17 protein-coding genes and 1 tRNA gene are annotated in these 25,222 nt (G+C 70.9%); 2 read left to right on the top strand and 16 right to left on the bottom strand.

Annotation, left to right across the window (positions count from 1 at the left end; translation table 11 throughout):
• Positions 1 to 6 precede the first annotated feature (6 nt).
• The 3 genes from EDC02_RS26735 to EDC02_RS26745 all read right to left on the bottom strand — a co-directional run bounded on the left by EDC02_RS26735 (position 7) and on the right by EDC02_RS26745 (position 5,282).
• Positions 7 to 1,437: a hypothetical protein gene (locus EDC02_RS26735; protein WP_123604323.1), complete on the bottom strand. Its 1,431-nt coding sequence runs from the start codon at positions 1,435 to 1,437 to the stop codon at positions 7 to 9.
• Positions 1,430 to 4,846 carry a bifunctional serine/threonine-protein kinase/DEAD/DEAH box helicase gene (locus tag EDC02_RS26740; RefSeq protein ID WP_148083641.1) on the bottom strand — a complete coding sequence of 1,139 codons (3,417 nt, stop codon included), beginning with the start codon at positions 4,844 to 4,846 and terminating at the stop codon, positions 1,430 to 1,432. The genes EDC02_RS26735 and EDC02_RS26740 overlap by 8 nt, the downstream gene beginning before the upstream one ends.
• 363 nt (positions 4,847 to 5,209) lie before the next feature.
• Positions 5,210 to 5,282, bottom strand: a tRNA-Thr gene (locus EDC02_RS26745).
• A gap of 121 nt (positions 5,283 to 5,403) precedes the next feature.
• Between EDC02_RS26745 and EDC02_RS26750 the strand changes: the two genes are divergently transcribed.
• Positions 5,404 to 7,185: a metallophosphoesterase gene (locus EDC02_RS26750; RefSeq protein WP_233606305.1), complete on the top strand. Its 1,782-nt coding sequence runs from the start codon at positions 5,404 to 5,406 to the stop codon at positions 7,183 to 7,185.
• Between the two features lie 26 nt (positions 7,186 to 7,211).
• Here the strand turns inward: EDC02_RS26750 and EDC02_RS26755 are convergent, their stop codons facing one another.
• The 13 genes from EDC02_RS26755 to EDC02_RS26815 form a co-directional block, all read right to left on the bottom strand.
• Positions 7,212 to 8,045 (bottom strand): regulatory iron-sulfur-containing complex subunit RicT, encoded by an 834-nt coding sequence (locus EDC02_RS26755; protein WP_123604325.1) that lies wholly within the window; start codon positions 8,043 to 8,045, stop codon positions 7,212 to 7,214.
• A gap of 254 nt (positions 8,046 to 8,299) precedes the next feature.
• On the bottom strand, positions 8,300 to 9,031 hold the full coding sequence (locus tag EDC02_RS26760) for a hypothetical protein (protein WP_123604326.1): 732 nt from the start codon (positions 9,029 to 9,031) through the stop codon (positions 8,300 to 8,302).
• Complete coding sequence (locus tag EDC02_RS26765) at positions 9,031 to 9,393, bottom strand: hypothetical protein (RefSeq protein ID WP_123604327.1); 363 nt, start codon at positions 9,391 to 9,393, stop codon at positions 9,031 to 9,033. Before EDC02_RS26765 ends, EDC02_RS26760 begins: the two co-directional genes overlap by 1 nt.
• Position 9,394: 1 nt before the next feature.
• Positions 9,395 to 9,721: a YbaB/EbfC family nucleoid-associated protein gene (locus tag EDC02_RS26770; protein WP_123605173.1), complete on the bottom strand. Its 327-nt coding sequence runs from the start codon at positions 9,719 to 9,721 to the stop codon at positions 9,395 to 9,397.
• Positions 9,722 to 9,817: 96 nt separating this feature from the next.
• Positions 9,818 to 11,023, bottom strand: a complete 1,206-nt coding sequence (locus EDC02_RS26775; RefSeq protein ID WP_123605174.1) for a DNA polymerase III subunit delta' — start codon at positions 11,021 to 11,023, stop codon at positions 9,818 to 9,820.
• A gap of 65 nt (positions 11,024 to 11,088) precedes the next feature.
• Complete coding sequence (gene tmk, locus EDC02_RS26780; protein WP_123605175.1) at positions 11,089 to 13,203, bottom strand: dTMP kinase; 2,115 nt, start codon at positions 13,201 to 13,203, stop codon at positions 11,089 to 11,091.
• A gap of 202 nt (positions 13,204 to 13,405) precedes the next feature.
• The gene (locus EDC02_RS26785; protein ID WP_233606306.1) at positions 13,406 to 14,110 is read right to left on the bottom strand and encodes a TetR/AcrR family transcriptional regulator; all 705 of its coding nucleotides are present in this window, start codon (positions 14,108 to 14,110) and stop codon (positions 13,406 to 13,408) included.
• Between the two features lie 214 nt (positions 14,111 to 14,324).
• On the bottom strand, positions 14,325 to 17,270 hold the full coding sequence (gene topA / locus EDC02_RS26790; protein WP_123604328.1) for a type I DNA topoisomerase: 2,946 nt from the start codon (positions 17,268 to 17,270) through the stop codon (positions 14,325 to 14,327).
• 406 nt (positions 17,271 to 17,676) lie between these two features.
• Positions 17,677 to 18,372, bottom strand: coding sequence for a hypothetical protein (locus EDC02_RS26795; protein WP_233606307.1), 696 nt, complete (start codon positions 18,370 to 18,372; stop codon positions 17,677 to 17,679).
• The gene (locus EDC02_RS26800) at positions 18,363 to 18,908 is read right to left on the bottom strand and encodes a hypothetical protein (protein WP_123604329.1); all 546 of its coding nucleotides are present in this window, start codon (positions 18,906 to 18,908) and stop codon (positions 18,363 to 18,365) included. Before EDC02_RS26800 ends, EDC02_RS26795 begins: the two co-directional genes overlap by 10 nt.
• 129 nt (positions 18,909 to 19,037) lie before the next feature.
• Positions 19,038 to 21,431 carry a sodium-translocating pyrophosphatase gene (locus EDC02_RS26805; RefSeq protein ID WP_123604330.1) on the bottom strand — a complete coding sequence of 798 codons (2,394 nt, stop codon included), beginning with the start codon at positions 21,429 to 21,431 and terminating at the stop codon, positions 19,038 to 19,040.
• A 291-nt stretch (positions 21,432 to 21,722) separates the two neighbouring features.
• Positions 21,723 to 22,160, bottom strand: a complete 438-nt coding sequence (locus tag EDC02_RS26810; protein WP_123604331.1) for an ATP-binding protein — start codon at positions 22,158 to 22,160, stop codon at positions 21,723 to 21,725.
• Positions 22,157 to 22,528, bottom strand: a complete 372-nt coding sequence (locus EDC02_RS26815) for an STAS domain-containing protein (RefSeq protein ID WP_123604332.1) — start codon at positions 22,526 to 22,528, stop codon at positions 22,157 to 22,159. The genes EDC02_RS26810 and EDC02_RS26815 overlap by 4 nt, the downstream gene beginning before the upstream one ends.
• 234 nt (positions 22,529 to 22,762) lie before the next feature.
• Between EDC02_RS26815 and EDC02_RS26820 the strand changes: the two genes are divergently transcribed.
• Positions 22,763 to 25,186: a DEAD/DEAH box helicase gene (locus EDC02_RS26820; RefSeq protein ID WP_370461568.1), complete on the top strand. Its 2,424-nt coding sequence runs from the start codon at positions 22,763 to 22,765 to the stop codon at positions 25,184 to 25,186.
• The last annotated feature ends 36 nt before the right edge of the window (positions 25,187 to 25,222 follow it).

The raw sequence follows: 25,222 nt of genomic DNA on the forward strand, positions 1-25,222 counted from the left end.
CTTTTCTTAACGCCTGGTGGGAGTGCCGGCCCGGGCGATCAGTTCAGCGTAGCGGTTGTACTGCTCGTCGACGTGCGTCTTCTCGCGTACCAGCGTCCCTTCCTCGGGACGGTACGTGCGCGTGGGCTGGTCGCGGAAGGAGAGCCAGTCGAAGCCGCTGTTCACCCACGTATCGTCGAAGATCAGGATGTTCGGCTGCGGTTCGGGGATGTGGGCCACAGTGAGGCGATCGTATCGGCGTGCGAGCCTACATAGCCGGGTGACGGCGTCTCTGTCGTTGTGTGCGATGTCCTGGCCGAGGCCGTAGCCGATGTGGGCGGTCAGGTCCGACCTGCGCAGCATCATTTCCAGTTTGGCCATGAAGTCGTCGGTGATGACGGCATCACGCACCCACGGCGCGGCAAGCAGGAATCTGTTCCGTGCTGTCTCCAGCGCCGTCGTCAGCAGTTCTCGGTGTTCGAACAGCGGCACGCAGCGCACGGTCATGGTGTCGAGTTCAGCGCGGGCCGTGACGCTATCGTGCTGCCGGGCCCCTGGCGACGTGTGGGCGTGCGCAAGGTCGTCTGCTGGCGGCGGGTTGTCGGCCCGGCGCTGTAGGCCGCGGACAACATCGTAGGGTGCGCGTTGTTTGCGCAGCGGTGCGGGCAGGTCTGGTTCGCCGACCGCCGGCGCTATCTGGATCCTGGTTCGTTCCAGTCCTCCGACGTGGTGGAGTGCGCTGTCGTGGGGCTCGCTGAGTGTGTCGTCGACAATGATGTTGAAGCGCTGGTCGTCGGCCGTGTCGGACACGTACACCAGCAACACGGCAGGCAGGTAGAGCCTCGGCTGGCGGGTGACCGCCTCGACGCTGAGCACTTCGACCGCAGGCCGGCCGTCGTCGTGCTGGGCTTGCTCGAGCAGCAGGTTTAGCATCCGGGGCGTGACATCGCCGGTGGCCACGTCGCCGGTACGTGCGGAAGGCAGTAGCAGCATGCCCTGCGCTTCGGCGTCGGCGCGGGTAATCAGGTCAGACCTGCCGTGTGGAATCGGCTTCCAGAGCAGCCGGTCGAAGGCCCGCTGGTGTTCGGTGCGCTGCGGCGTAGTTGTTGACAGTTCCTCGACGGCGCGCTTGCCGCTGTAGCTGAGCAGGACCTTGTGCCCGCCGAGGCTGTCCGGGCGGTATTCGACGGTTTCGGCTGACAACTGGCGAGCGACGGCGTCAGAGACGGTCGGGGTGTCAATGCCGAGTATGGCCGCCATGTTGTCGATCTTGTGGATGCCGTAGCCGGCCAGGCGCAGCACGAACTCGTCGACCAAGGGAAGTGGCTTGCGCTCCTGCGCTAGCACGTCAAGGGTGAGCAGAGACACCGGCACGGCCACTTCACCGGCGTAGGCCAACTCGTAGCCCGGGTGCTGCTCGCTGTAGCGGCGCGCGGCGATGACGGTGGCGTCAGCCATTGCTCGCGTCTCCGATCTTGCAGGTGGCTCCGTTGCGGCGGATGTGGGTCAGCACCTTGCTCAGGGGGCCGGGCGTCGACTCGCAGAACGGTGCGTCGCCGACTATGACGAGGCCGTACCGGGAACGGGACAGGGCGACGTTGATGCGCCGCCAGTGCCGCGGTCCGAGGAACCCGAAGTTGCGTTGGTCGTTGCTGCGGACCACGGAATAGAAGGTGACGTCGGCTTCGCGTCCCTGGACGGCGTCGACGGTGTTGACCTCGATTTCGAGGTGGTTCGACGGCGGTCCGGCCACCGCCCGGCGAAGCTCGTCCATCTGCTTCCTGTAGGCGGTCAGCACAAGCACGCGCAGGGGTTTGCTGTCGGGCGGTCTGATGAGCTGCTTGGCCAGCGCGCTGCGCAGGGTGTTGATCGCGCGACGGATGATGCGCACCTCGCAGTGGTTGACCACGCTGGTGCCGTCTTGCCGTTCGTGCCGGTCGGACATTGCGCCGGTGTCCAGCCACGTGACCGGCTTGTACATAAGTTCCCAACCGGGCAGCGTGCGCGTTGACTTCGACATGAGCTGGCCGTCGTAGAAGCAGGCGGAGATGAGGTCGCCGATGCCAGCATGCATCCGGTACTGATGGGTGAGCCTGTGCTTGGCGGCGGCGGGCGCGTGGTCCAGCAGCCGCCGGAAGAGGCTCTGCTCGACGTCGGCACGGTCGAGGTCGTGGCGCTGCATCAGCTCGGGGTGGTCAAGGACCTCTTCCTGCATTGGCGGAAGCTGGTTGGGGTCGCCCACCAGTACCCACCGCTTGGACCTTGACAAGGGCACAAGCGTCTCGGTGGCGGTTGCCTTGGATGCCTCGTCCAGGATGCACAAGTCGAATTTGAGGTCTCGGACGGCTGGGTGCGACAAGAACCCCAGACAGGTGCCGGCGACCACTCGCGAAGCCCGGAGGACTACGCCCTCGAGTTCCCGTCCCGATTCGATCCGCTGGAACCACTCGGCCTGCAACGCCAGCAGCCCGACGAGCTTGCGTAACTGCTCATCGTCCCCAACGACAGCGTCGAACGCGTCACGGGCGATCTCTTGGGTTAGCTCCTGCGGCAGTTCCAGGTCCCCGCCCAAGGCACTGTTGGCGCGCTCGCGCAGCTCGTCGGCCCGCTCGCTGAGCGCCTGCAACCGTTCGTTGAGCGAGGCTGTCTGCGAGGCGCTGTCCTGCTCGCCGAAGTCGGGCAGTTGTCCGGTGGAGCCGCTGGGGTTGACGGCGAGCGTGTCAAGCCGGGCTCGGGTGCTTTCGAGGTCACGGAGTGCCTCGGCTAGTTCGCGGATCGCCGCCGCGCCCTCCACATGACCCAAGTCCACACCTACGTCACGGGCGCGCTTTCTCAGCTCCGCTGCGGCCCGCTGTCGAACCTGACGGACCATCGGCGGCACCTTCTGTTCGAGCAGGTGCCGGCGGGCTTCAGGGGCGATGCGCGGGTCGTCGTCCTTGCCGAGCCGAACGAGATGGCTTACTCCGGCTTCGGCGAGGCGGACCAGCGCGTTGTCGACCGCGACATGGGTCTGGCTGACCAGCAGGATCTGAGCGTCAGGCTTGCGGGCCAGTTCCTGCTGTACGAGTTCGGCGATGAAGCTGGTCTTGCCGGTGCCGGGCGGTCCTTCCAGCAGGAAGAAGCCGGGCGGTCCTTCCAGCAGGAAGAAGTCGGGGCCGCCCAAGGCCGCGGCGACTGCGGTCTTCTTGTCGTCGTCAAGCGCCGTGCCAAACCATGATCTGAGCGCGCGTGGGGCCGGGGCGCCGATGCGGGTGGGGTCGAGCAGCAGTTGGCGCAGCTGTGGGCGGACCGAGATCCCGGCCCGGACGTTGACCACGGCGTCGCGCTGTCGTCGCAAGGCCGCAGCGGTGGGCCCAATGTGCAGCACGAGTTCACCGGTGCTGGGCAGGCCCTTGACTTTCCGCGAATACGCGACCGTGATGATCAGATCTTCCTGCTCGACGACGATGCCAGGACCGCCGACGAGCCGGCCTGCTGGTCTGCGGCAAACCCGTTCCTGGCCCAGGATGTCGGATTCAGGACGGTGGCGCAGGTAGAACTTCACGCGCCGGCCGTCGACGTCGATCGACTTGTACTCCAGCGGGGTTTCCCGCTCGAGTTCCAGGTTCTCCTTCGCGTCCAGCAGGGCGATCCACTTGTCGAACATGATGTTCTCGGCCTGACGGTGCTTTTCGTCGTCAAGGCGGATGTAGTGGTCGTCGAGCCCGGCGAGGATCATCTCCTTGGTCTCAAGCGCTGCCGCGGGCGGCTGGGGGCGCGAAGTCCACTTGATCTGATCGCCGACCGGCCACCCGCGCCTGCGAACGCTTTCGAGGACCGGGTCCGCGGCGTCGTTGACCTTGGTCACGACGAACTCGGGGCGGTCGTTCACAACGGCGAGCCGCAGACGGCGCTCGCTGCCGATCAGCTCCAGCGTGTCGACTGACACGTGGCCCGCGGGGTCGGTGTAGCGGACGAGATGGCTGCCGTGGGCCAGTTCGCGAGATAGCGCCTGCTCGATGGCGTCGGCGTCGCGGTCGAGCGGGGGCGTAGCGAGGCGTCTGGCCGCTTCGTCGCTGACTCGCAGTTGGGCCTGGCGGACGTAGGTCGAGAATCTGCGCTGGCGGCCAGACTGGATCTCGCGCAGCCTGCTTCGCAGGACGACTGCGTTCTGCGGTCGGGCTTGCGGGTCCTGGCTCATGCACTCTTCGAGCAGTGCGTGAACCTGCGGCGGCACATCGATGTCGGCCAGCGCTGTCTTGATGTCGGGATAGTCGTCGAACGGGCCGCTGGTTAGGCAGCGCAACGCGGTTGCGGCGAAGCCCCACACGTCCCGGCTTTGACTGGCCATGCCCTGCCGGTCCGGCGGGGCATACGGACGCGAGAAGTGCTCAACTACCGTGACCTCCGCGACCATCTGACTGCGGATCTTGCTGATGCCGAAATCAGCAAGCTTGGGTGTGCCGTCCTGGTCGATCAGGATGTTCGCAGGTTTGACATCGCGGTGGACCACATCCCGCTGATGGGCGTGCGCGAGCGCCTCGACCAGCGGCAGCCCCCACTGCTCGGCGAAGTCGTCCCAGCCCAGTTCCCCGTCTGAGGGCAGGACGCCGAGCAGGTTCTTGTCGATCCACGGCATCACGAGGTAGAACGCGTCCTCGTGCTCGTCCTCGCCGAAAGCGAGCAGCGAAACGATGTTCGGGTGATCCAACAGGTAGAGGGCCTCGACCTCGCGTCGGAAGAAGACCTTCTGGATCTCGTCGGCGTCGCGCCGCGAGATGAGTTTCAGGGCGACCTGGGTTCCGTCACTGCCATCAATCGCCTTGACGATCTTGCCTTGGCCGCCGATGCGCTCGGCGTCGGTGTTGACGAGATACCGGTTCGCCACTAAGCGCAACGTCGAGCCCCCCTCACCGTGTCGGCGCAGCGTAGCCTACAGGACTCCTTCGGCTCGATCGAACAATCGTACGAACCTCGGTCGACGTTGGACTCGGCTCCCGTTTCGGCCGAGTTGACCCGGCTCGGAGACAACGACCTGAAGTGATGCCGCATCCGGACCCGGGCGCCGCAAGCATGGACCCTGCCGGACGCGTAGCCCGGCATAGACAGCGACCGACACCCCGCGCGGCGCAGGCATGCCGAACCTGATCGCCCACAGGCGTTACCGGGGGGTTTTCGGGGGGCGATTCAAAACCCCATCGATGAAAATGAGGCCCTGACCAGCGAACCCGCTGGTCAGGGCCTCGCCCTGAGCCGCCTGACGGAATCGAACCGTCGACCTACGCATTACGAGTGCGTCGCTCTGCCGACTGAGCTAAGGCGGCAACGATCAACCAGTGTACGGCACCGGGCGGAGATCACGCCGGCCGGCCGGGGCACCGACGGGTGCGACCGGGCCCAGCCATGGGTGACAGGCGTCGATGACCGACAGTAGGCTCCGGACGTGTGACGGACGAACCGAGCACAACCGCCCCAGCCGTTGACCCGGCCGGTCCGGACCCGGCCGACCCCGGACCGGTCGACCCGGACCCACCCGCCGCCGACCATCACCGACCCCGGTCGCTGGACCCGAGGGAGCTCGGCTTCACCCCCCGGCCCCCGGTGCCCTGGCTGGCCCCGATGTTGCTGCTCAGCACCGGGCTACGCACCCTGCTGGCGATGCTGTTCGGCGCGTACCTCGACAAGCGGGAACTGCAGGGCGCGCTCCCCGACGACGTGCACCGGCACGACGCCGTCGACGGGGAGCTGTGGATCGACTACGTGGCCGACCTGGGTGACGGCTTCCCGGCCACCTACTCGCTGGCGTACCTGCTGGCGCAGCCGGAGCTGGACGTCGACGGCGCCGGCCGGCTGCGCCGCGGCGACCTGCTGGTGATGGGCGGCGACCAGGTCTACCCGGCAGCCAGCGGTGAGGCGTACGAGGACCGGAGCAAGGGGCCGTACCAGGCGGCCTTCCCGAGGCCGCCGGCCGGGCAGCCGCGACCCACGCTGTACGCCATCCCCGGCAACCACGACTGGTACGACGGGCTCACCGCGTTCCTGCGGCTGTTCGCCCGCCGACGCGACGCCACCATCGGCGGCTGGCGGACCGAGCAGAAGCGTTCGTACTTCGCCACCCGGCTGCCGAACGACTGGTGGCTGTTCGCCATCGACGAGCAGTTCGGCGCGTACCTGGACGACCCGCAGTTGATCTACTTCGAGAAGGCGGCCGAGCAGCTCAAGCCGGGCGACCGGGTGATCCTGGCGGTGCCGGAACCGACCTGGGTCAAGGCGGTCGGCGACCCGCAGGCCTACGACGCGGTCGACTACTTCCTGCGTACGGTGATCAAGCCGACCGGGGCCCGGGTGCCGCTGATGATCTCCGGCGACCAGCACCACTACGCCCGCTACGCGAACCCCGACCGGCAGCTGATCACCTGCGGGGGCGGCGGCGCCTACCTGTCGGCGACACACAAACTGCCCGAGCGGATCACCGTACCGCCGGTCGACACCCTTGCCCGTAACGCCAGCCCGCACCGCGACTACGAGCTGGCCGGCCGCTACCCGGACGCGGCCCGGTCCCGCCGCTACAGCTGGGGGATCTTCCACCGGCTGCCGCGCCGCAACCCGGGCTTCGCCACCCTGCTCGGCACTCTGCAGACGCTGCTGATGCTGGCCGTCGCCGGGGTCATCGTCTCCTGGGCAGACCCTGACAACCAGCGGCTGTTCAGCATTCCGCTGGTCGCGATGGTGGTGCTCACCCTCGCCGCGTCGGTGGTCTTCGCCAAGCCGCCGAGCGCCAGCGGTGCCCGACATTCCCGGCACTGGCTGCTCGGGCTCGGACACGGTGTCGCACACATCGCGCTGGCCTGGGTCGGCGCGCTGATCTGGCTGGAGCTGCCGTTCGTCGACTGGCCCTGGCCGCTGCCGGTGGTCGCCGCCGCAGTCGTCTACGGCCCGGTCGCCGGGCTGGTCGCCAGCCAGTTGACCGCCGGTTACCTGGTGCTGGCCGGCGCGTTCGACGTCAACCTCAACGAGCTGTTCGCCGGGCAGGGCATCGAGGACTCGAAGTGCTTTATCCGGATGCGGTTCGCCGCCGACGGGTCGCTGACCCTCTACCCGGTGGCCGTCGACCGGGTGTGCCAGCGCTGGCGGGCCGCCCCGCAGGCCCCCGTGCACGCCCCGTGGATCGTGCCGGAGCAGCCGCTGGCCGCCCGACTCGCCGAGGAGCCGATCACCATCCGCTGAGCCGCGACATCCGGTGAGCCGCGAGGTCAGCCGTACGCCTGGTCGTGGGCGCGGCGCGGACCGCAGACGTCGGCCAGGGCGCAGCGTTTCACCGCCCCGTCGGAAATCTGCCGTACGGTGACCGACTCGCTCGGCGGGTGTCGCGACACCACCTTGGCCGGCCCGTCCGGGGTCTCGACCCGCTGACCCGACGTGGGGTAACTGCCGCTGTCCGCGTACAGCGGATGTTCGTACTTGAGGCAGCACATCAGCCGGCCGCAGGCCCCGGAGATGCGCAGCGGGTTGAGCGGCAGGTCCTGGTCCTTGGCCATCCGGATGGTCACCGGCTCGAAGTCGGTGAGGAAGGTGGCGCAGCACAGGTCCCGGCCGCAGGAGCCGATCCCGCCCTGCACCCGGGCCGAGTCCCGGGCCGACAGCTGCCGCAGCTCCACCCGGCAGTGCAGGGTCGCGCCGAGGTCACGCACCAGCGACCGGAAGTCGACCCGATGCGGCGCGGTGAAGTAGATGGTGGCCCGGGCGCTGTGCAGCGACCCCGGCTCCAGCACGTGGTCGACGGCGACCACCTTCATCGGCAGTCCGTGCTCGCGGATCAGCCGCTTCGCCGCGACCTTCGCCTCCGCCTTGCGTTTGCGCTGCACCTCGTCACGGTGCAGGTCCTGCTCGGTGGCCAGGCCGGCCAGCCGGGGAAAGCCGTCGGTGGGATCGTCGACCCACTGCGGGGCCCAGACGCACTCGGCGACCTCGGTGCCGTCGTCGGTCGGCACCAGCACCTTGTCACCGACCGCCGGCCGCAGATCACCGGGGTCGAGGTAGAAGAGGCGCCCGTACCGGTTGAAGCTGACCGCGCAGAGCATCCCCATGGCCCTACCCTACGTCGACCTTCCGGCATCGAGAAGGCAGCCGGCGGCACCCGATCCGCCGTACGAGGTCGGCTGAACGGGTGAATGTGCCGGGCGGCCCGCAACCTGGCCGGGTCGGCCGCGTTCCCTTCGGTATCAAGAGCCTGCGGGGGGTGCAGGAAAAAGGCAACGGCGTCGCAGCCGGAGCAACAGGCGAAAAGCCGTGCTCCTGAGCGCGGCGCCGTTGCCTTTTCCGGGTCAGTAGCGCAGCCGGATCAGTAGCGCAGCCGGATCGTCCCGTCGGTGCCGGCCCCCGGGCTGGCGACGTCGACCGGTCGGTGCCCGCCGACCGGCGCCAACCGGGGCCGCCAGCGCTCCTGCAGGTCCTCGCCCCGCTCGGTGATCTCCAGGATCGTGGTCAGCACCGCCGCCGCGATCGTGGCGGCGGCACCGGCGGCCCCGACTGCGCCCGGCCCCGACGGCCCGAACTGCGGGAACGCGGACCATCCGGGTTCGGCGTCGACGGCGGTCCGTACGGCGACCGCCTCGGCCGAGCCCAGCGCCTCGGCCAGCACGGCCGCCAGGCCGGCCCGGCTCAGTGCCGCCCAGTCGGCGACCGCCTCGGCGTACCCGGCGGTAGCCGCCAGCCGCCCGGCCAGGCTGTCCGGATCGGCGCCGCCACCACCGCCGGTCAGCCGGGTGGCGAGGGTACGGCGTGCCGCGTCGTACGCCTGTGCCGCCGGACCGGACCAGTCGAGCCGGCCGGACAGTACGTCGACCGCTTCGACGTACCCGTCCAGTTGCGGGCGGATCGTGGCGCCGGCGGCGGCCAGCGGCTCCGGGCGCACCGCGACGAACGCGGCCACCGCGTCACCGGGCAACGCCCGCACCTGGCGCAGCAGCGGCCAGACCGGATGCCCCGGCGGCGCGCCGTTGCCGACGAGCAGCGCGTCCACCCGGGCCAGCAGCTCCCGAGCCGGCCCGGCGACCCGGTCCAACACGTCCATCAGCTGCCTTCCGTCGATTGCCGGCGGCGGGCCGTCACGTCGACGTCGCGGTACGCGCCGACCACTGATCGCAACCCGGCTGCCGTGTCGGCGAGCCGCCGGCCGGTGTCGTCCGCTTCGGCCGCGCGCTGCGCCAACGCGTCCCGCCACTGCCGGCCCAGCGCGGCGGTGAGCGCGCCCAACCGGCCGGCCGACGTCGCCTGCGGTCCGCCGTCGGCGCCGCCGCTCAGCCCGCCGTCTGCGTAGCCGCCCAGCCCACGGTCCGCGTCGTCGCGCAGCCCGGTCAGTTGGCGCGCGGTGCCGGCCAGCTGGTCGGCGCAGCGGGTCAGCTCGGCGGCGATCAGCTGCGCGGTGGCGTCCATGTCAGACCTCCCGCAGTGACGGGTGGGCACCGAACGTCTCGGCCCACAGTTTCTCGCGTGCCCAGCGGGCGGCGTCGGCTGCCGCCGCCACCGTCGAGCGCACCGCGCCGGCCAGTTCGGTGTTGCTCCGGGTGTGCAGTGGACCGAGGATCCGCACGTCGGTCACGGTGCCGGCGGCGTTCACCACGATCTCAACCGACCCGTCCGGCGAGCGCACCGTCACCTCGACGGTGTGCACCGCCTTGTCGAACTCGACCTGTCGGGCCTCGATCTGGCGGTACCGCTCGACCGCGTCCTCGATCCACGCCTCGTCGATCTGCCGTACCACGGGGTCCTCACCATCGTCGGCAAGCGGGAACAGACCGGTCTGCACCCTACGTACGGATGGGGCTGCGCTACGGCACCGAACCGTACCGGCAGCGACCTAACCGCGCCAGAGGCTGAGCATCATCGCTTCGACGGCGATCCGTGGCTTGACGTTGCCGGTGATCGCTTCTCGGCAGCTCAGCACCGCTTCCAGCCGGCGCAGCACCGACTCCGCTGTCCACTTTTCGGCAGCCGCGCCGGTGAGCCCGGTGATGTCGGTGTGTACCGGGGCTACCGGGGCCCGCAGTACGGAAACCAGGACGTCCCGGTAGAAGCCGGCCAGATCGACCAGCGCTCGGTCCAGCGCGTCCCGCTGCGCCCGGGTGGCCCGGGACTTCTGCCGCCGTTCCAGCTCCTTGATCTGCCCGGCGGTGCCCCGGGCCGCGCTGGCGGCGCCGCGCCCGGTGCCGCCGGCGCCCAGCGCGGTCTGCAGCGCCGTACGCTCCGCCGCGTCGGTCTCGGCGACCGCCGCCTCGGCCTCTGCCTCGGCGGCGGCGATCAACGACGACGCGGCGTCGAAGCAGGCCCCGACCGTGGTCAGCCTGCGCGGCACCGCCAGGACGGCGTCCCGGCGCTCCCGTGCCTGCTGGTCCTGGGCCAGCCGGCGGGCCCGGCCGACATGCCCCTGCGCGGCCGCCGCCGCCCAGATGGCGGTCTCCGCCGGTACGCCGTCCCGTTCGGCCAGCACCTGGGCGACCGCCTCGGCCGGCGGCTGCCGCAGGCTGATCACCCGGCAGCGGGACCTGATGGTGACCGAGATGTCGTCCGGGTGGGTGGACGGCGTACAGAGCAGGAACACCGTCCTGGGCGGTGGTTCCTCGATCGCCTTGAGCAGCGCGTTGCCGGCCGCCTCGGTGAGCCGGTCGGCGTCCTCGATCACCAGCACCTGCCAGCGTCCGGCCGACGGGGTGCTGGCCGCCCGTAGCACCAGCGCACGCATCTCGCCGACGCTGATCGACAGGCCGTCCGGCACGACGAACCGGACGTCGGCGTGCGTACCGGCCCGGGTGGTGTGGCAGCCGGCGCACCGGCCGCAGCCCTGTCCGTGCAGGCACTGCAGTGCGGCGGCCAGCGCGCGGGCGGCCACCGACCGCCCGGAGCCGGGTGGCCCGGTGAAGATCCAGGCGTGGGTCATCGCCCCGGCCGACGGCGGCGGGTCGCCGTCACCGGCGGCGAGCAGTTCACCGGCCGCCGCAGCGGCCCGGCGCAGGGTCTGCACCGCCTCGTCCTGGCCGACCAGGTCGGCGAAGACGTCGGCGGGCACGGCCTCGGTCGTCACATCCGTCACGGTCGTCGCCTCGGTCGCGGTCGTCACGTCGGTCGCGGTCGTCACGTCGGTCGCCCCGCTTCGGCGTCGGCTTTCGGCTCAGCGTCGGCTTTCGGCTCAGCGTCGGCTTTCGGCTCGGCAGCGGCTTTCGGCTCGGCAGCGGCTGTTGACTTGGCGGCGGCTTTCGGCTCGGTGGCGTCGACGGGCGCCGCCGGGTCGGCCCGGCCGGTCAGCACCTCGACCCGGTCGAGCACCGCGCCGCGTATCTCGTCGACGCCACGGGTGGCGTCCAGCACCAGGTAGCGTTTCGGGTCGGCGGCGGCCAGATCGAGGAACGCGTACCGGACCCGTTCGTGGAACGCCAGCGACTCGCTCTCCAGCCGGTCGCCGCCGACCCCGCGCCGCTGCGCCCGGTCCAGGCCGGCCCGCGGCTCGATGTCCAGCAGCACCACCAAATCGGGTTTGAGGCCGCCGGTGGCCCAGGAGGAGAGCCAGGAGACCTCGTCGACCGGCAAGGTCCGCCCGGCGCCCTGGTACGCCAGCGACGAGTCGACGTAGCGGTCACTGATCACCACCGCGCCTCGGGCCAGCGCCGGCCGGACCACGGTCGCCACGTGGTGGGCCCGGTCGGCGGCGTACAGCAGGGCCTCCGCGCGGGGCGACGGCGCGTCCGGGCCGCCGTCGAGCACCAGCCGGCGGATCTTCTCGCCGAGACCGCTGGCCCCCGGTTCGCGGGTCACCATCACTTCCCGGCCGCGCTCGCGCAGCACCTGCGCCAACGCCGTCACCTGAGTGGACTTGCCGGCTCCCTCGCCGCCTTCGAAGACGACGAAGACTCCGTTGGCGGTGAACGGCTCCGCCGACGTCAACGGCCGCCCCCGGATCGACCCCCACAGATCAGCCAGGACCGGAACGCCCGGTTTGTCGTCCATCTGGCGGAAGGCGCTGAGCCCGGCGAAGATGCCGAACACCCCGGCGAGCAGCAGCAGCAACCGGGTCGAGGAGAACGAGACGCCCAGGTTGGCGATCTGCAGCTGGCGGGAACCGCCCACGCCGACCAGTACGCTGCTGACCGAGATGGCCAGCATCAGCACCACCCGGGTGCCGGTCTGCACCACGGCGAAGACCCGGCCCCGGACGTCGTCGGCGATCTCGCCGCCGAGCAGGGTGATCCCGGCCAGGAAGGCCATCCCGGCCGCCGCGCCGACCAGCACCGCGCCGAGGATGGCCATGGACAGGTGGATGGACAGGGCGAGGATCAGCACCGAGCCGCTGGCCAGCACGATGCTCAGCCCGAACCAGCGTCGCCGGGACAGGTCACGCACCACCGCCGGGCCGAGCCCGATCCCGGCGCCCAGACCGACGAAGAGCGCCGCGAAGAGCAGGTAGAAGGCGGCGTCACCGGCGCTCAGCGAGGCGGTGAAGAACTTCGCGGTGCCGATCACGATGCCACCGCCGGCGAACGCGCCGAAGATGCCCAATACCAGGCCGCGGACCAGCGGGGTCTGGCCAATGAACCGCCATCCCTCGGCGAACTGCCGGATCAGGCTCTGATCGGCGTGCCCGGCGGCGCCGGCCCGCCCGCTGATCTCCTTGATGCCGTAGAAGACCACGATCGCGGTGGCCAGCCGGGAGGCGGCGTTGAAGAACAGCGCCAGCTGCGCCGGTTCCGCCCAGGATGGCAGATCGGTCACCGTCGCCGCCCGGACGGCGGCGTCGAGGACGGCCAGGCTGATCGCGGCGAGCACCGGGGTGAGCCCGTACGTGGCGATCAGGGTGAGCTGGTTGGCGATCTCCAGCCGGGCCTTGGGGATCAGGTTGGGGACCGCCGCCTCCTTGGCCGGGATCCAGATCAACGTGATCGTTTCGATCAGGAAGATCGCGATCGCCGCCCAGGCGACCGTGAGCGCGCCGCTCGCGCCGAACATCGGCAGCAGCGGGATCGAGGCGAACAGCACGAACCGGAGCAGGTCGCAGATGACCATCGTGTAGCGCCGGTCGAACCGGTCGGCGAGCACCCCGGCGACCGGGCCGAGAACCAACGCCGGCAGCAGCCGTACGGCGATCACACCGCCGAACGCCGCGCCCTGGGCCGCACCGCCGGAAACCTGCCCGGCCGCGAAGATCGAGGTGGCGAGCAGGCCCAGCCAGTCGCTGAACGAGGCGACCCCGAGCACGATCCACAGCCGCCGGAACGGACGGATGCGCAGCACCGAACGCAGCGCCGGCAGACCGGACAGATCGACCGGGGCGGCAGTCTGGTCGGCCGGTGGCGTGTCGGACGCACCACCGCGCTGCTGGCTGCTGGCGTTGTCGTCGATGACCGTTCCTCCCCGTCGGCCCGGCGGCGGGGCCCCGGTGACACTCTAATCCCGGCGCTCAGCCCGGTCGGTCACGGTCGCGAGCACCGTCGCGGGCACGGTCACCGGCACCGTCGCGGTCGCGGCCGGTCGCGGCGGGGTCGACGTGGCGGTGCAGATATTCGCGGATCAGTGCCTTCGCTTCGCGCAGTACGCTGTCGTCGCCCTCGGCGGTGCGCCGGAACGCCAGTTTGATCAGCGCGTCGGCGGCCTCCACCGCGATCTGCAGCGCGAACCGCAGCCGGGGTTCGTCCGGGATGCCGAACCGACCCACCAGGACCTTGGACAGCTCACTGGCGATCACCGCGTTGTTGTCCCGGCTCTCGTCCAGCAGTCGTACGTCGACCACGTCGCCGAAGTGCAGGGTGCGGAATCCGGGCACCGTACGGTGCATGCAGATGTACTCGTCAATGCCGGCGGCAACGCCGTCCCACCAGTGGTCGAACTCGCCACCGGTGAACCGTTCGTTGAGCCGCTGCACGTACGCGTCGATGTTGCGCAGCGTCAGCGCCTGTACGATCGCCCGCTTGTCCGGGAAGAACTGATAGACGGAACCGATGGCCACCTCGGCTCGTTCGGCGAGCAGGGTCGTCGTCAGACCCTCGTAGCCAACCTCGTCCACAATCTCGGCGCATGCGTCGAGCATGCGCTGGACCCGGGCGAGACTGCGCCCCTGGACCGGCACCCGCCGCAGCGGGCCACTGGTGACGGCTGGTGTCGACACTCGTCCCACTCCTTCCGAGAAAGATCTCCCGCGCGTCGGAACCACCGTCGGCAGCAGTGAGATCAAAAACGTTACTCGGATTAACGAGCGAAACGGATATCGGTATTCACCTGTCCCACATCATCCTGACCATGAAGATCATTTACGAAGATCATTCATGGTAATCTGACCGGCGGCGGGCGACCGCCGGCCAGGAGCACGGTCAGGAGTGCGGTCAGGAGTCGTCGGACTGGTCGGCGGCCCGGCTGGCGGCGGCTTTCTTCGGCGCTGCCTTCTTGGCCGCAGTCTTCTTCGTACCGGTTGCCTTGGCGGTGGTCGCCTTGGCCGCGGTCTTCTTCGCGCCGGCGGTCTTGGCCGCGGTCTTCTTCGCCGGCGCTTTCTTCGCCGCCTTCTTGCGCGGCGCCGGGCCCTTCGCCCGCTTCTCGGCCAACATCTCCGACGCCTGCTCGATCGTCAACGACTCGGGCGTCTGGCCACGCCGCAGCGAGGCGTTGCTCTCGCCGTCGGTGACGTACGGGCCGAACCGGCCATCCTTGATCACCAACGGGCGCTCGGTGAGCGGATCCGCGCCCATCTCCCGCAACGGTGGCGCGGCGGCCCGCCGCTGCCGGGTCTTCGGCGCGGCGAGCAACGCCAGCGCCTCGTCCAGCGAGACGGTGAACAACTGCTCCTCGGACTCCAGGGACCGGAACTCGTCGCCCTTCTTGACGTACGGGCCGTACCGGCCGGCGGCGGCGAGCACCTCGAGGCCGTCCGGTGCCACCCCGACCACCCGGGGCAGCGACAGCAGCCGCAACGCCTCGGCGATGCTCAGCGTCTCCGGTGACTGGGAGCGCAGCAACGAGGAGCGGCGCTCGCCACTGGCGACGTACGGGCCGAATCGGCCGGACTTGAGCACGATCGGCTCGCCGGTCTCCGGATGTTCGCCGAGCTTGCGCTCGCCACCACCGCCGAGGAACAGCTCGTTGATCTTCTCCGGGGTCAGCTCGTCCGGCGCGATCCCCTCCGGCAGCGAGACGCGGTCCCCGCCGGCTCCGGCTGCCGCACCCTCCGCCTCGTCACCGCCGCCGGCCGCCGGCTCGGCACCGCCGGCACCGCCGGCAGCGCCCGCTGTGGGCGCGGCCGCTGAGCCACCACCGTCCGGCCCGGCCGCCGCATGGTCGGCACCCTCCGTGTCCGGCAGGAACCGCTGCAGGTACGGGCCGTAGCGGCCGACCCGGACGACGACCTCACGACCCTCGCCGTCGACGCCGAGCGGGATCGAGTTGACGCTGCGGGCGTCGATCTCGGCGAGCTTCTCGGTGACCAGCCGCTTCAGCCCACCGGAGCGGGCGACCGACTCGTCCCCGGCGGTGTCGCTGCCGAAGTAGAACGAGGAAAGAAAGTCCACCGCCTGATGGTCACCGGACGCGATCTCGTCCAGCTCGTTCTCCATGCTGGCGGTGAAGTTGTAGTCGACCAGTCGTGGATAGTGCCGCTCCAGCAGCCCGATCACTGCGAAGGCCAGGAACGACGGGATGAGCGCCTGGCCGCGTTTGGCCACGTACCCCCGGTCCTGGATCGTCTGCAGGATCGACGCGTAGGTGGACGGGCGTCCGATGCCCAGCTCCTCCAACGCCTTGACCAGAGAGGCCTCCGTGTAGCGGGCCGGCGGCTGGGTGCTGTGCCCGACCGCCGCCAACTCCCGCGCGGTGAGCGGCTGGTCCCTGGTCAGGTTCGGCAGCCGGCGCTCGGCGTCCTCCGCCTCGGCCGACTCGTCGTCGGAGGACTCGACGTAGGCGCGCAGGAAGCCCGGGTCGGTGATCGTCTTGCCGGTCGCACCGAAGTCGCACTCCTCGCCGGCGGTGGAGACGGCCCGGATCCGTACCGACACGCTGGAACCCACCGCGTCGGTCATCTGGGACGCGATGGTCCGCCGCCAGATCAGCTCGTAGAGCTTGAACTCCTCGGCGGACAGCTCGTTGGCCAGCTCCCCGGGGGTACGGAAGTGGTCACCAGCAGGGCGGATGGCCTCGTGCGCCTCCTGGGCGTTCTTGACCTTGCCCGTGTAGCGGCGCGGCTCCGGTGGGACGAAGCGGTCGCCGTACAGCTCGGCGACCTGGCTGCGGGCGGCGGCGATCGCCGTCTCCGACAGGTTGACCGAGTCGGTCCGCATATAGGTGATGTAGCCGTTCTCGTACAGCCGTTGCGCGGTGCGCATCGTCTGCTGCGACGAGAACCGCATCTTTCGGGCCGCCTCCTGCTGCAGCGTGGAGGTGATGAACGGGGCGTACGGCCGACGGCGGTACGGCTTCTCCTCGACCCGGGTGACGGTGAACGGCCGACCGTCGAGCCGGGCCGCCAGACCCCGCGCCCCGTCGCCGTCCAGGTGGACCACCGACGCCTGCGGGCGGACCTGTCCGGTGGTCGGCTCGAAGTCCTTGCCGGTGGCGATCCGATCGCCGCCGAGCGCGATCAGGTTGGCGGTGAACGAGCGGGGTCCGTCGGCGTCGGCCGCCGGCTGGCCGGTCACCGCCAGGGTGGCCTGGATGTCCCAGTAATCGGCGGTACGGAACGCCATCCGCTGCCGCTCGCGCTCCACCACGATCCGGGTGGCAACCGACTGCACCCGGCCGGCGGACAGCCGGGGCATCACCTTCTTCCACAGCACCGGCGAGACCTCGTAGCCGTACAGCCGGTCCAGGATCCGCCGTGCCTCCTGGGCGTCGACCAGGTTGCGGTCGATTTCCCGCGGGTTGGCCACTGCGGCCTGGATGGCGGCCCGGGTGATCTCGTGGAAGACCATCCGGCGCACCGGCACCTTCGGCTTGAGGGTCTCCACCAGGTGCCAGGCGATCGCTTCGCCCTCGCGGTCCTCGTCCGTGGCGAGCAGGACCTCGTCGACCTCCTTGGCCAGCTTGGTCAGCTTGGCGATCTGCTGCTTACGGTCGGCCGAGACGACGTACAGCGCGGCGAAGCCGTTGTCGACGTCGACGCCGAGCCGGGCCCACGGCTCCTTCTTGTAGCGGGCCGGCACGTCGGCGGCGTTGCGGGGCAGATCCCGGACATGCCCGAGGCTCGCCTCGACGACGTACCCCGGGCCCAGGTAGCCCGAGATCGTCTTGGCCTTCGCCGGCGACTCGACGATGACCAGACGGCTGGTTGAGGTGTTGCTCGGCACGTCTCTCCTGACCTCGACCCACTCGGACCGCCCGGCGACAGGCGGCGGCCCAGATCGACCGGCGCCCGCCACGACAAGCGGGCGGGCGACGGTCACGATGTCCAACGTAACGCGAACCCGGGGCCGGTGGAGCACACGCACCCAAGCCTTCGGCCCGATTTGCGTCGGTCGTCCGGTTGGTTCACCGCAGCCGGTCAGCAGCCCACCCGATGCCGAACCAGCTCGTTCCTACCGCACCAACGGCGACACGGTACACCCACCGACCGGCGTGACGTGGCGCACCGCACCGCAGCAGCCGGTGGCGTCGGTCGATGTCCCGGCTGTCTTGTCAGCGATCAGACAGCGATCGGGCCGGGTCGGACCGGGCCGGACAGCAGCCGGACCCGGGTCGGACGGGGTCGCGGCATCACGCCCAGCCGTCCTCGGGGGCGGCGGCGGGCCGGTCACCGAGCAGCTCGGCCAGTCTGGTCAGCCGGCGTCGGCCCACGATCCGGTACGCCGGACCGCCGGACCGGGCATCGAGCAGCACCGCCGGCAACCCGATCGCGGCGAGCGCGGCGCCCACCTGGGGCCAGTTGTCCGCGTCCGACTCGGCCAGCCGCAACCGGTAGCCGAGCGGGTCCCTGGCGCCGGCCGCCGTCGCCCACAGCCGCAGCCGCTGACCAGCCAGGTGGAAACCGGTCGGCGGCCGCTTGACCAGCCGGTCGTCCTCGCCACGCCCCGGCCCGGCCTCCGGTGGGCCGGCCTCCGGTGGGTCCGACGGGAGTTGGCCCGGCTCCGCCGGGTGCAGCCAGGCCGCGCCGAGCCGGGCCAGCACCGCCGTGTACGCCGTCCGCACCGTCAGCCGGCCGTCCGGCAGCTGACGCCAACTCGGTGCCAGCCCGCGCCGACGGAACTCGGCCACCAGCACGTGCACCCGCCAGGCCGGCTCGACGTCCACCGACACCCGTACCGTGCCGCCCATCCGGCTGATCCGGCCCGGACCGGCGAGCAGACCCGCCAGGTCACCCGGCGTTGGATCCGCCGCCGCCACGCCGAACAGCGACAACTGCCGGGCCGTCGGGGCACCGGCGGAAGAGTCGGTCGGCGGCGTCAGCGACACTCCGGGACCTCGTCGAAGGCCCGATTGAGCTCCGCGGAATCCAGTGAGCTGGTGTCCAGCGCGCTGCGCTGGTAGTCGTCGGTGAGGGTGGCGAGCACCGCCTCGACCCCGTCGTAGAAGCTGTCCGCCGGTCCGGTGGCGTCCAGCCCGGCGATGCCCTCCTCGGCCTTGCCGTACGCGTCGCGCACCGCGCCGAGCGAGTCGGCGAATCCGGTAGCCACCTGCTCACCCTGGTCCGCGTCGGGTACCCCGGCCTCCACCACTCGGACCCGGGCGGTCTCGGTCGCGGCGGCCGCCCCGGACAGCAGCCGGACCAGGTTCTCCTGCGCCTGCGCCGGGGTCGTCTGCGCGGTCATCTGCTGCTGGGTGCTGCTGGTCAGATTGCTGATCTCGGCCCGCCACGGGCGCAGCGCGGTGCACACCTCGGCCGCCCAGACGACCGGGCTGGGCCCTCCGCCGCAGCCCGACAGCGTCAACGCCACGGCAGTGAGCACCACTGCGATCCGGGCAGTGGACACCACGCGGCGCGCTCCCATGCTGTGCAGCGTACGCACCGGCGACGACAGCCGTACGGCCCGCCGCCGGTCGGCGGTACGTCGAAGCCAGTGGCTCCACCCGGTCCACCGGGATCGGGCGGAGCCACCGGTCGGTCAGACGATGACCGGTCAGACGCTCACGCGCTCCGATTCGGACCCGGTGCTGCCGCCACCGGCCGGACCGTCGCCGATCTCCTCCCCCATCGCCATCGGCTTGCGCTTGGTGAACACCACAGCGGCCACCACGACCAGGGTCGCCAGCACCGCGATGGCGATGCGCAGCGGGTCGTTCTGGTCGGTGCCCACGCCCCACATGATCACCGCGGGGGCGATCAGCAGCGCCACCAGGTTCATCACCTTGAGCAGCGGGTTGATCGCCGGGCCGGCGGTGTCCTTGAACGGGTCGCCGACGGTGTCGCCGATGACCGTGGCGGCGTGCGCCTCGGAGCCCTTGCCACCGTGCGCGCCATCCTCCACCAGCTTCTTGGCGTTGTCCCAGGCACCGCCGGAGTTGGCCAGGAAGACCGCCATCAGCACACCGGTGCCGATCGCGCCGGCCAGGTACGCGGCGAGCGCACCGGCGCCGAGGCCGAAACCGACCGCGATCGGCGCCAGCACCGCCAGCAGACCCGGGGTGAGCAGTTCCCGCTGGGCGTCGCGGGTGCAGATGTCGACCACCTTGCCGTACTCCGGCCGCTGGGTCCGCTCCATGATGCCGGGGTTGTCGCGGAACTGGCGGCGGACCTCCAGCACGACGGCGCCGGCCGAGCGGGACACCGCGTTGATGGCCAGCCCGGAGAAGAGGAAGACCACCGCGGCACCGATGATCAGTCCGACCAGGTTGCCCGGGTTCGCGACGTTGAGCGAGTCGGCCAGGTAGCCCGGCACGTCGTCGATCCCGGCGTCGTTCAGCGCGATGCTGACCGTGTCGGTGTAGGAGCCGAACAGCGCCGTCGCGGCGAGCACGGCGGTGGCGATCGCGATGCCCTTGGTGATCGCCTTCGTGGTGTTGCCGACCGCGTCCAGCTCGGTGAGGGTACGGGCACCGGCCTCGTCGATGTCACCGGACATCTCGGCGATGCCCTGCGCGTTGTCGGAGATCGGGCCGAAGGTGTCCATCGCCACGATCACGCCGACCGTGGTGAGCAGGCCGGTACCGGCCAGCGCCACGGCGAACAGCGACAGGGTGATGGAGCCGCCACCCAGCAGGTACGCCCCGAACACACCCGCGCCGACCAGCAGCGCCGAGTAGACCGCCGACTCCAGGCCGACGCTGATGCCGGCCAGGATGACGGTGGCCGCGCCGGTCTGCGAGCTCTTGCCGATGTCCTGCACCGGGCGGCGGTGCACCTCGGTGAAGTAGCCGGTGAGCAGCTGGATCGCGGCGGCCAGCACGATGCCGATGAGCACCGCGCCGATGGCCAGGCCGGCCGGGGACAGCGGCAGGTCGGCCCCGTCGTCGACGCCGAGCTGCGTACGCCAGTCGTCACCGAGCAGCGCCGTCCAGCTGCTCGGCAGGTAGAAGAAGGCGGCGACGGCGACCAGCACCGCGGCCAGCACCGCCGAGGTGAAGAACGCCCGGTTGATCGCCACCATGCCGTTGCGGTCCGACGGGCGCAGTCGGGTGATCAGTACGCCGAACAGCGCGATCACCGCACCGATGGTGGAGACGATCAGCGGGAAGACCAGGCCTTCCTCGCCGAACGCGGCCCGGCCCAGGATCAGCGCGGCGACCAGGGTCACCGCGTACGACTCGAACAGGTCGGCGGCCATGCCGGCGCAGTCACCGACGTTGTCGCCCACGTTGTCGGCGATGGTCGCCGGGTTACGGGCGTCGTCCTCCGGGATGCCCTGCTCGACCTTGCCGACCAGGTCGGCGCCGACGTCGGCGGCCTTGGTGAAGATGCCGCCGCCGACCCGCATGAACATGGCCAGCAGGGCCGCGCCGAAGCCGAAGCCCTCCAGCACGGTCGGTGCGTCGACCCGGTAGAGGACGACCACCAGGGCCGCGCCGAACAGGCCGAGGCCCACCGTGAGGAAGCCGACCACGCCGCCGGTCCGGAAGGCGATCTTCATCGCGTTCTCCCGGCCACCGGCGCCGGTGCCGGCCGCCGCGGCGACCCGCAGGTTCGCCCGGGTGGCCAGCGCCATCCCGGCGCCGCCGATGAACGCGCTGAACACCGCGCCCACCACGAAGAAGACGGATCGACCGACCTTCACCATCGTCTCGCTGCCCTGTGTCTCGTGCACAGGGAGCAGGAAGAGCAGTATGACGGCGAGTACGACGAACACGCCGAGGGTTTTGAACTGGCGGAACAGGTACGCCGACGCGCCTTCCTGCACGGCGCCGGCGATCTCCTGCATGTTCGTGGTGCCCTTACCGGTCGCCAGCACCGCCCGTACCAGGGCGGCGGCGAAACCCAGCGCCACCAGCGCGATGACCGCGGCGATGACGACGTACGTCAGGTGTGTGCCGGTAAGGGACAGCCCGCCGCCTTCGGCGGCCAAGGTGGTCCCGGACATCAGTGTCCTCCTGTACCGAACGCTCGCCCCGGTCGGTGGACGAACCGGCGGGGCGACTCCACGCGGGGAGCAACGAGGTCTGCTGGCACCCACAGGTTTGTGGGGCCAGGACAGTTGGTGATAACCCGCGTACTCTAGCCGGACCGGGTAAGGCAGGTCACACCGTCCACCCACCGAGTTGTGGATCATTCCTGCAGGCGGAACGAACAGTTGTGACGACGGAGGTTGATCTTCAGCTGGTGGGCTGGGCCGGCGAGGACACATCCGCTTGCGGCCAGGGCCCGCCGAGTCTCACCGGCCGACCGGCCAGACCATCCGCACCTCGGTTCCGACCCCTTCGTCGACCGGCCGCACCTGGAGGTCTTCCACGAAACCGGCGAGCAGGGCGAAGCCGACACCGACCGTCAGGGCTTCGTCGGTCAACGACTCGTCGGCCAACTCGTCGGGCGGCAGCGCGCTCAGGCCGAGCCCGGCTTCGATCGGGGCCCGGTCGATGACCCGTACGGTGTAGGTCTCCTCATCGGACATCTCCACCTGGACCAGGTCGGTCAGCCCGTACTGGCGGTGCAGGGCGACGGCCCGGGTGCAGGCCTCGCCGATCGCCAGCCGGACCTCGTCGAGTAACTCCTCGGCCACTCCGGCCCGGCGGGCCACGGCGACGCCGACCAGGCGGGCGGTGCGCACGTGCACCGGCGCCGGGGAGAACGAGAGGCGGACGGTGGCCATCACGCCGTCGGCGCTGCGCCTGCTGAGCCATCCGGTTCCCCACCGGTGGCGGCCTGTACGGTCGGGAAGATCGGGAAGACCTGGTCCAGCGCGGTGATCCGGAAAATCTTCAGCAGGGACTCCTTGTCGCAGACCAGCCCGAAGGTGCCGCCGGCCGGGCGGAGTCGCTTCAGCGCACCGACCAGCACGCCGAGCCCGGTGGAGTCGAGGAAGTCGACCCGGTGGAGATCAACGACGATCTTGTGGTTGCCGGCGTCGATCAGCTCGATCAACCGCTCCCGCAGCCGGGGAGCGGTATAGACGTCCACTTCGCCGCCGACCTCCAGCACCGTGTACTCGCCCACGGTGCGAGTCGACAGCGACAGCTCCATCGGTCCCCTCCTCGGCTGCGATGCACGCCTATGGCATCTAACCACCGCGCGGCGCGGTTGCGCCGCGCGACTCCGCACGGTCGATGATCTCCCTGCACCCCGCAGACCTACCCCGGGGTGCCGACGTCGGCACCCCGGTGCGAGAGTGCAGACGTGACCTCACCCGCCACCGTAACGCCCGGACCGGGTTCGGACCCGGCGGGGTTGCTGCGTCGGTGGGGCGCGGCCGGCGAACTGCCGCGCCAGACCGGCGCCGCGTCGACGCAGCCGACCGCGGGGCCGCACCTGGCTCCGCACCCGGCCGCAGGGGCGGACCTGGCTCCGTACCCGGCTGCGGTCACCCATGTCGAGCGGTTGCCGGTGCGGCCCGGTGCCACCGCGCCGTGGCCCGACTGGGTGCCCGCCGAGTTGCGAGACGTGTTGACCGCACGCGGGGTCCGGCAGCCCTGGCGGCACCAGGCGTACGCGGCCGAGCTGGCTCACTCCGGCCGGCACGTCATCGTCGCCACCGGCACCGGGTCGGGCAAGTCGTTGGCGTACCTGCTGCCGGCGTTGGCGAAGCTGCTGGCCGACCCTCGGGCCACCGTGCTGTACCTGGCACCGACGAAGGCACTCGCCGCCGACCAGTTGCGTGCCGTCACCGACTTGGGACTCGATGGGATACGGCCGGCCTGCTACGACGGCGACACCCCGCAGCCGGAGCGGGCCTGGATCCGGCAGCACGCCCGCTTTGTACTGACAAATCCTGACATGCTGCACCGAGGCATCCTGCCCCGGCACGGGGCCTGGTCGAACTTCCTCCGCCGGCTGACCTACGTCATCGTCGACGAGTGCCACAGCTACCGGGGCGTGTTCGGGTCGCACGTGGCCCACGTACTGCGTCGACTGCGTCGCCAGACCGAGCGGTACCAGCGGGTCCGGCCCACCAGCGCGCCCGGCACCAGGGCCGCCACGGCCCCCGGCGCCCGACCCGCCAGCGCGCCCGGCACGCCGGTGTTCATCCTGGCCTCGGCGACCTCGGGAGAGCCGGCGCGGGCGGGCAGCCAGCTGACCGGGCTGCCGGTGGAGCCGGTCACCGAGGACAGCGCCCCGCGTGGGGCGGTGACCTTCGCGCTGTGGGAGCCACCGCTGCTGCCCGGTGCCCGCGCCGACACCGACGACCTCACCCCGGTACGGCGGTCGGCGCTGCGGGAAAGCGCCGACCTGCTCGCCGACGCGGTCGCCGCCGGAGTGCGCACGCTCGCGTTCGTCCGGTCCCGGCGCGGGGCGGAGGTGGTGGCCAGCAACGCGCGCCGGGCACTCGACGAGGTGGCGCCCGGGCTCGGCGACCGGGTGGCGGCGTACCGGGCCGGTTTCCTGGCCGAGGAGCGACGGGCGTTGGAGCGCGCACTCACCTCCGGCGAACTGCTCGGGCTGGCCTCGACGAACGCACTCGAGCTCGGGGTGGATCTGGTCGGCCTCGACGCGGTGCTGATCTGCGGGTACCCCGGCACCCGGGCGTCGCTGTGGCAGCAGGCCGGCCGGGCCGGACGCGCCGGACGCGAGGCGCTGGCGGTGCTGATCGCCCGGGACGACCCGCTCGACACGTACCTGGTGCACCATCCGGAGGCGGTCTTCGGCCGGCCGGTGGAGGCGACGGTGCTCGACCCGACCAATCCGTACGTGCTCGGGCCGCAACTGTGCTGCGCTGCCGCCGAGGGCGCGCTGACCTCGGCCGACATCGAACTGTTCGGTGGCGCGTCGGTCAAGCAGACGCTGGACGACCTGGTCGCCGCCGGGCTGCTGCGCCGACGCCCCACCGGCTGGTACTGGACCGCCGCCGGCCGGCCCGAGGTCGACCTGCGTGGCGAGGGCGGCACCCCGGTCGACGTCGTGGAGACCTCGACCGGTCGGCTGCTCGGCACGGTCGACCCCGGCTCGTCGCACTTCCTGATCCATCCGGGCGCGATCTACCTGCACCAGGGCGTGTCGTACGTGGTGGACGACCTCGATCTGGACGGGGCGTGCGCGCTGGTGCACGCCGAGGAGCCGGACTGGTCCACCCACGCCCGGGAGGTCACCTCGCTGTCGGTGGCGGCGGTACGCGAGTACCGCGACGCCGGCCCGGTCGGCCTGTTCGTCGGCGACGTCGACGTGACCAGTCAGGTCGTCTCCTACCAGCGCCGCCGGATCGGGTCGGGCGAGGTGCTGGACAGCCGGCCACTGGACCTGCCGGCCCGACAGCTGCGCACCGTCGCCGTGTGGTTCACCGTTTCGCCGGCCGCGCTCGCCGCCGCCGGGGTCGAGCCGGCGGACGTGCCCGGCGCGCTGCACGCCGCCGAGCACGCGGCGATCGGCCTGCTGCCGTTGATCGCCACCTGCGACCGGTGGGACATCGGCGGACTCTCCACCGCCGCGCACGCCGACACCGAGGCGCCGACGGTGTTCGTCTACGACGGCCACCCAGGGGGAGCCGGGTTCGCCGAACGCGCCTACCAGGCGGCCCGGACCTGGTTGGGGGCCACCCGCGATCTGATCGCCGCGTGTGGCTGCGAGACCGGCTGCCCGTCCTGCGTGCAGTCGCCGAAGTGCGGCAACGGCAACAACCCGCTGGGCAAGGACGACGCGGTCCGGGTGCTCGACGTGGTGCTGGCCAGCCTGCCGGAAAGCGCTGACTGATCCGGCACCGGACCATGTGCGATCTACTGGCATGAA

The sequence above is a fragment of the Micromonospora sp. Llam0 genome (genome assembly GCF_003751085.1).
GTDB lineage: Bacteria > Actinomycetota > Actinomycetes > Mycobacteriales > Micromonosporaceae > Micromonospora_E.

Coding starts and splice junctions, on each gene's coding strand:
- EDC02_RS26735 (WP_123604323.1), bottom strand. CDS start 1,437: ATGGCTGACGCCACCGTCATCGCCGCGCGCCGCTACAGCGAGCAGCAC.
- EDC02_RS26755 (WP_123604325.1), bottom strand. CDS start 8,045: ATGGGGATGCTCTGCGCGGTCAGCTTCAACCGGTACGGGCGCCTCTTC.
- EDC02_RS26760 (WP_123604326.1), bottom strand. CDS start 9,031: ATGGACGTGTTGGACCGGGTCGCCGGGCCGGCTCGGGAGCTGCTGGCC.
- EDC02_RS26765 (WP_123604327.1), bottom strand. CDS start 9,393: ATGGACGCCACCGCGCAGCTGATCGCCGCCGAGCTGACCCGCTGCGCC.
- EDC02_RS26800 (WP_123604329.1), bottom strand. CDS start 18,908: ATGGGAGCGCGCCGCGTGGTGTCCACTGCCCGGATCGCAGTGGTGCTC.
- EDC02_RS26805 (WP_123604330.1), bottom strand. CDS start 21,431: ATGTCCGGGACCACCTTGGCCGCCGAAGGCGGCGGGCTGTCCCTTACC.
- EDC02_RS26815 (WP_123604332.1), bottom strand. CDS start 22,528: ATGGAGCTGTCGCTGTCGACTCGCACCGTGGGCGAGTACACGGTGCTG.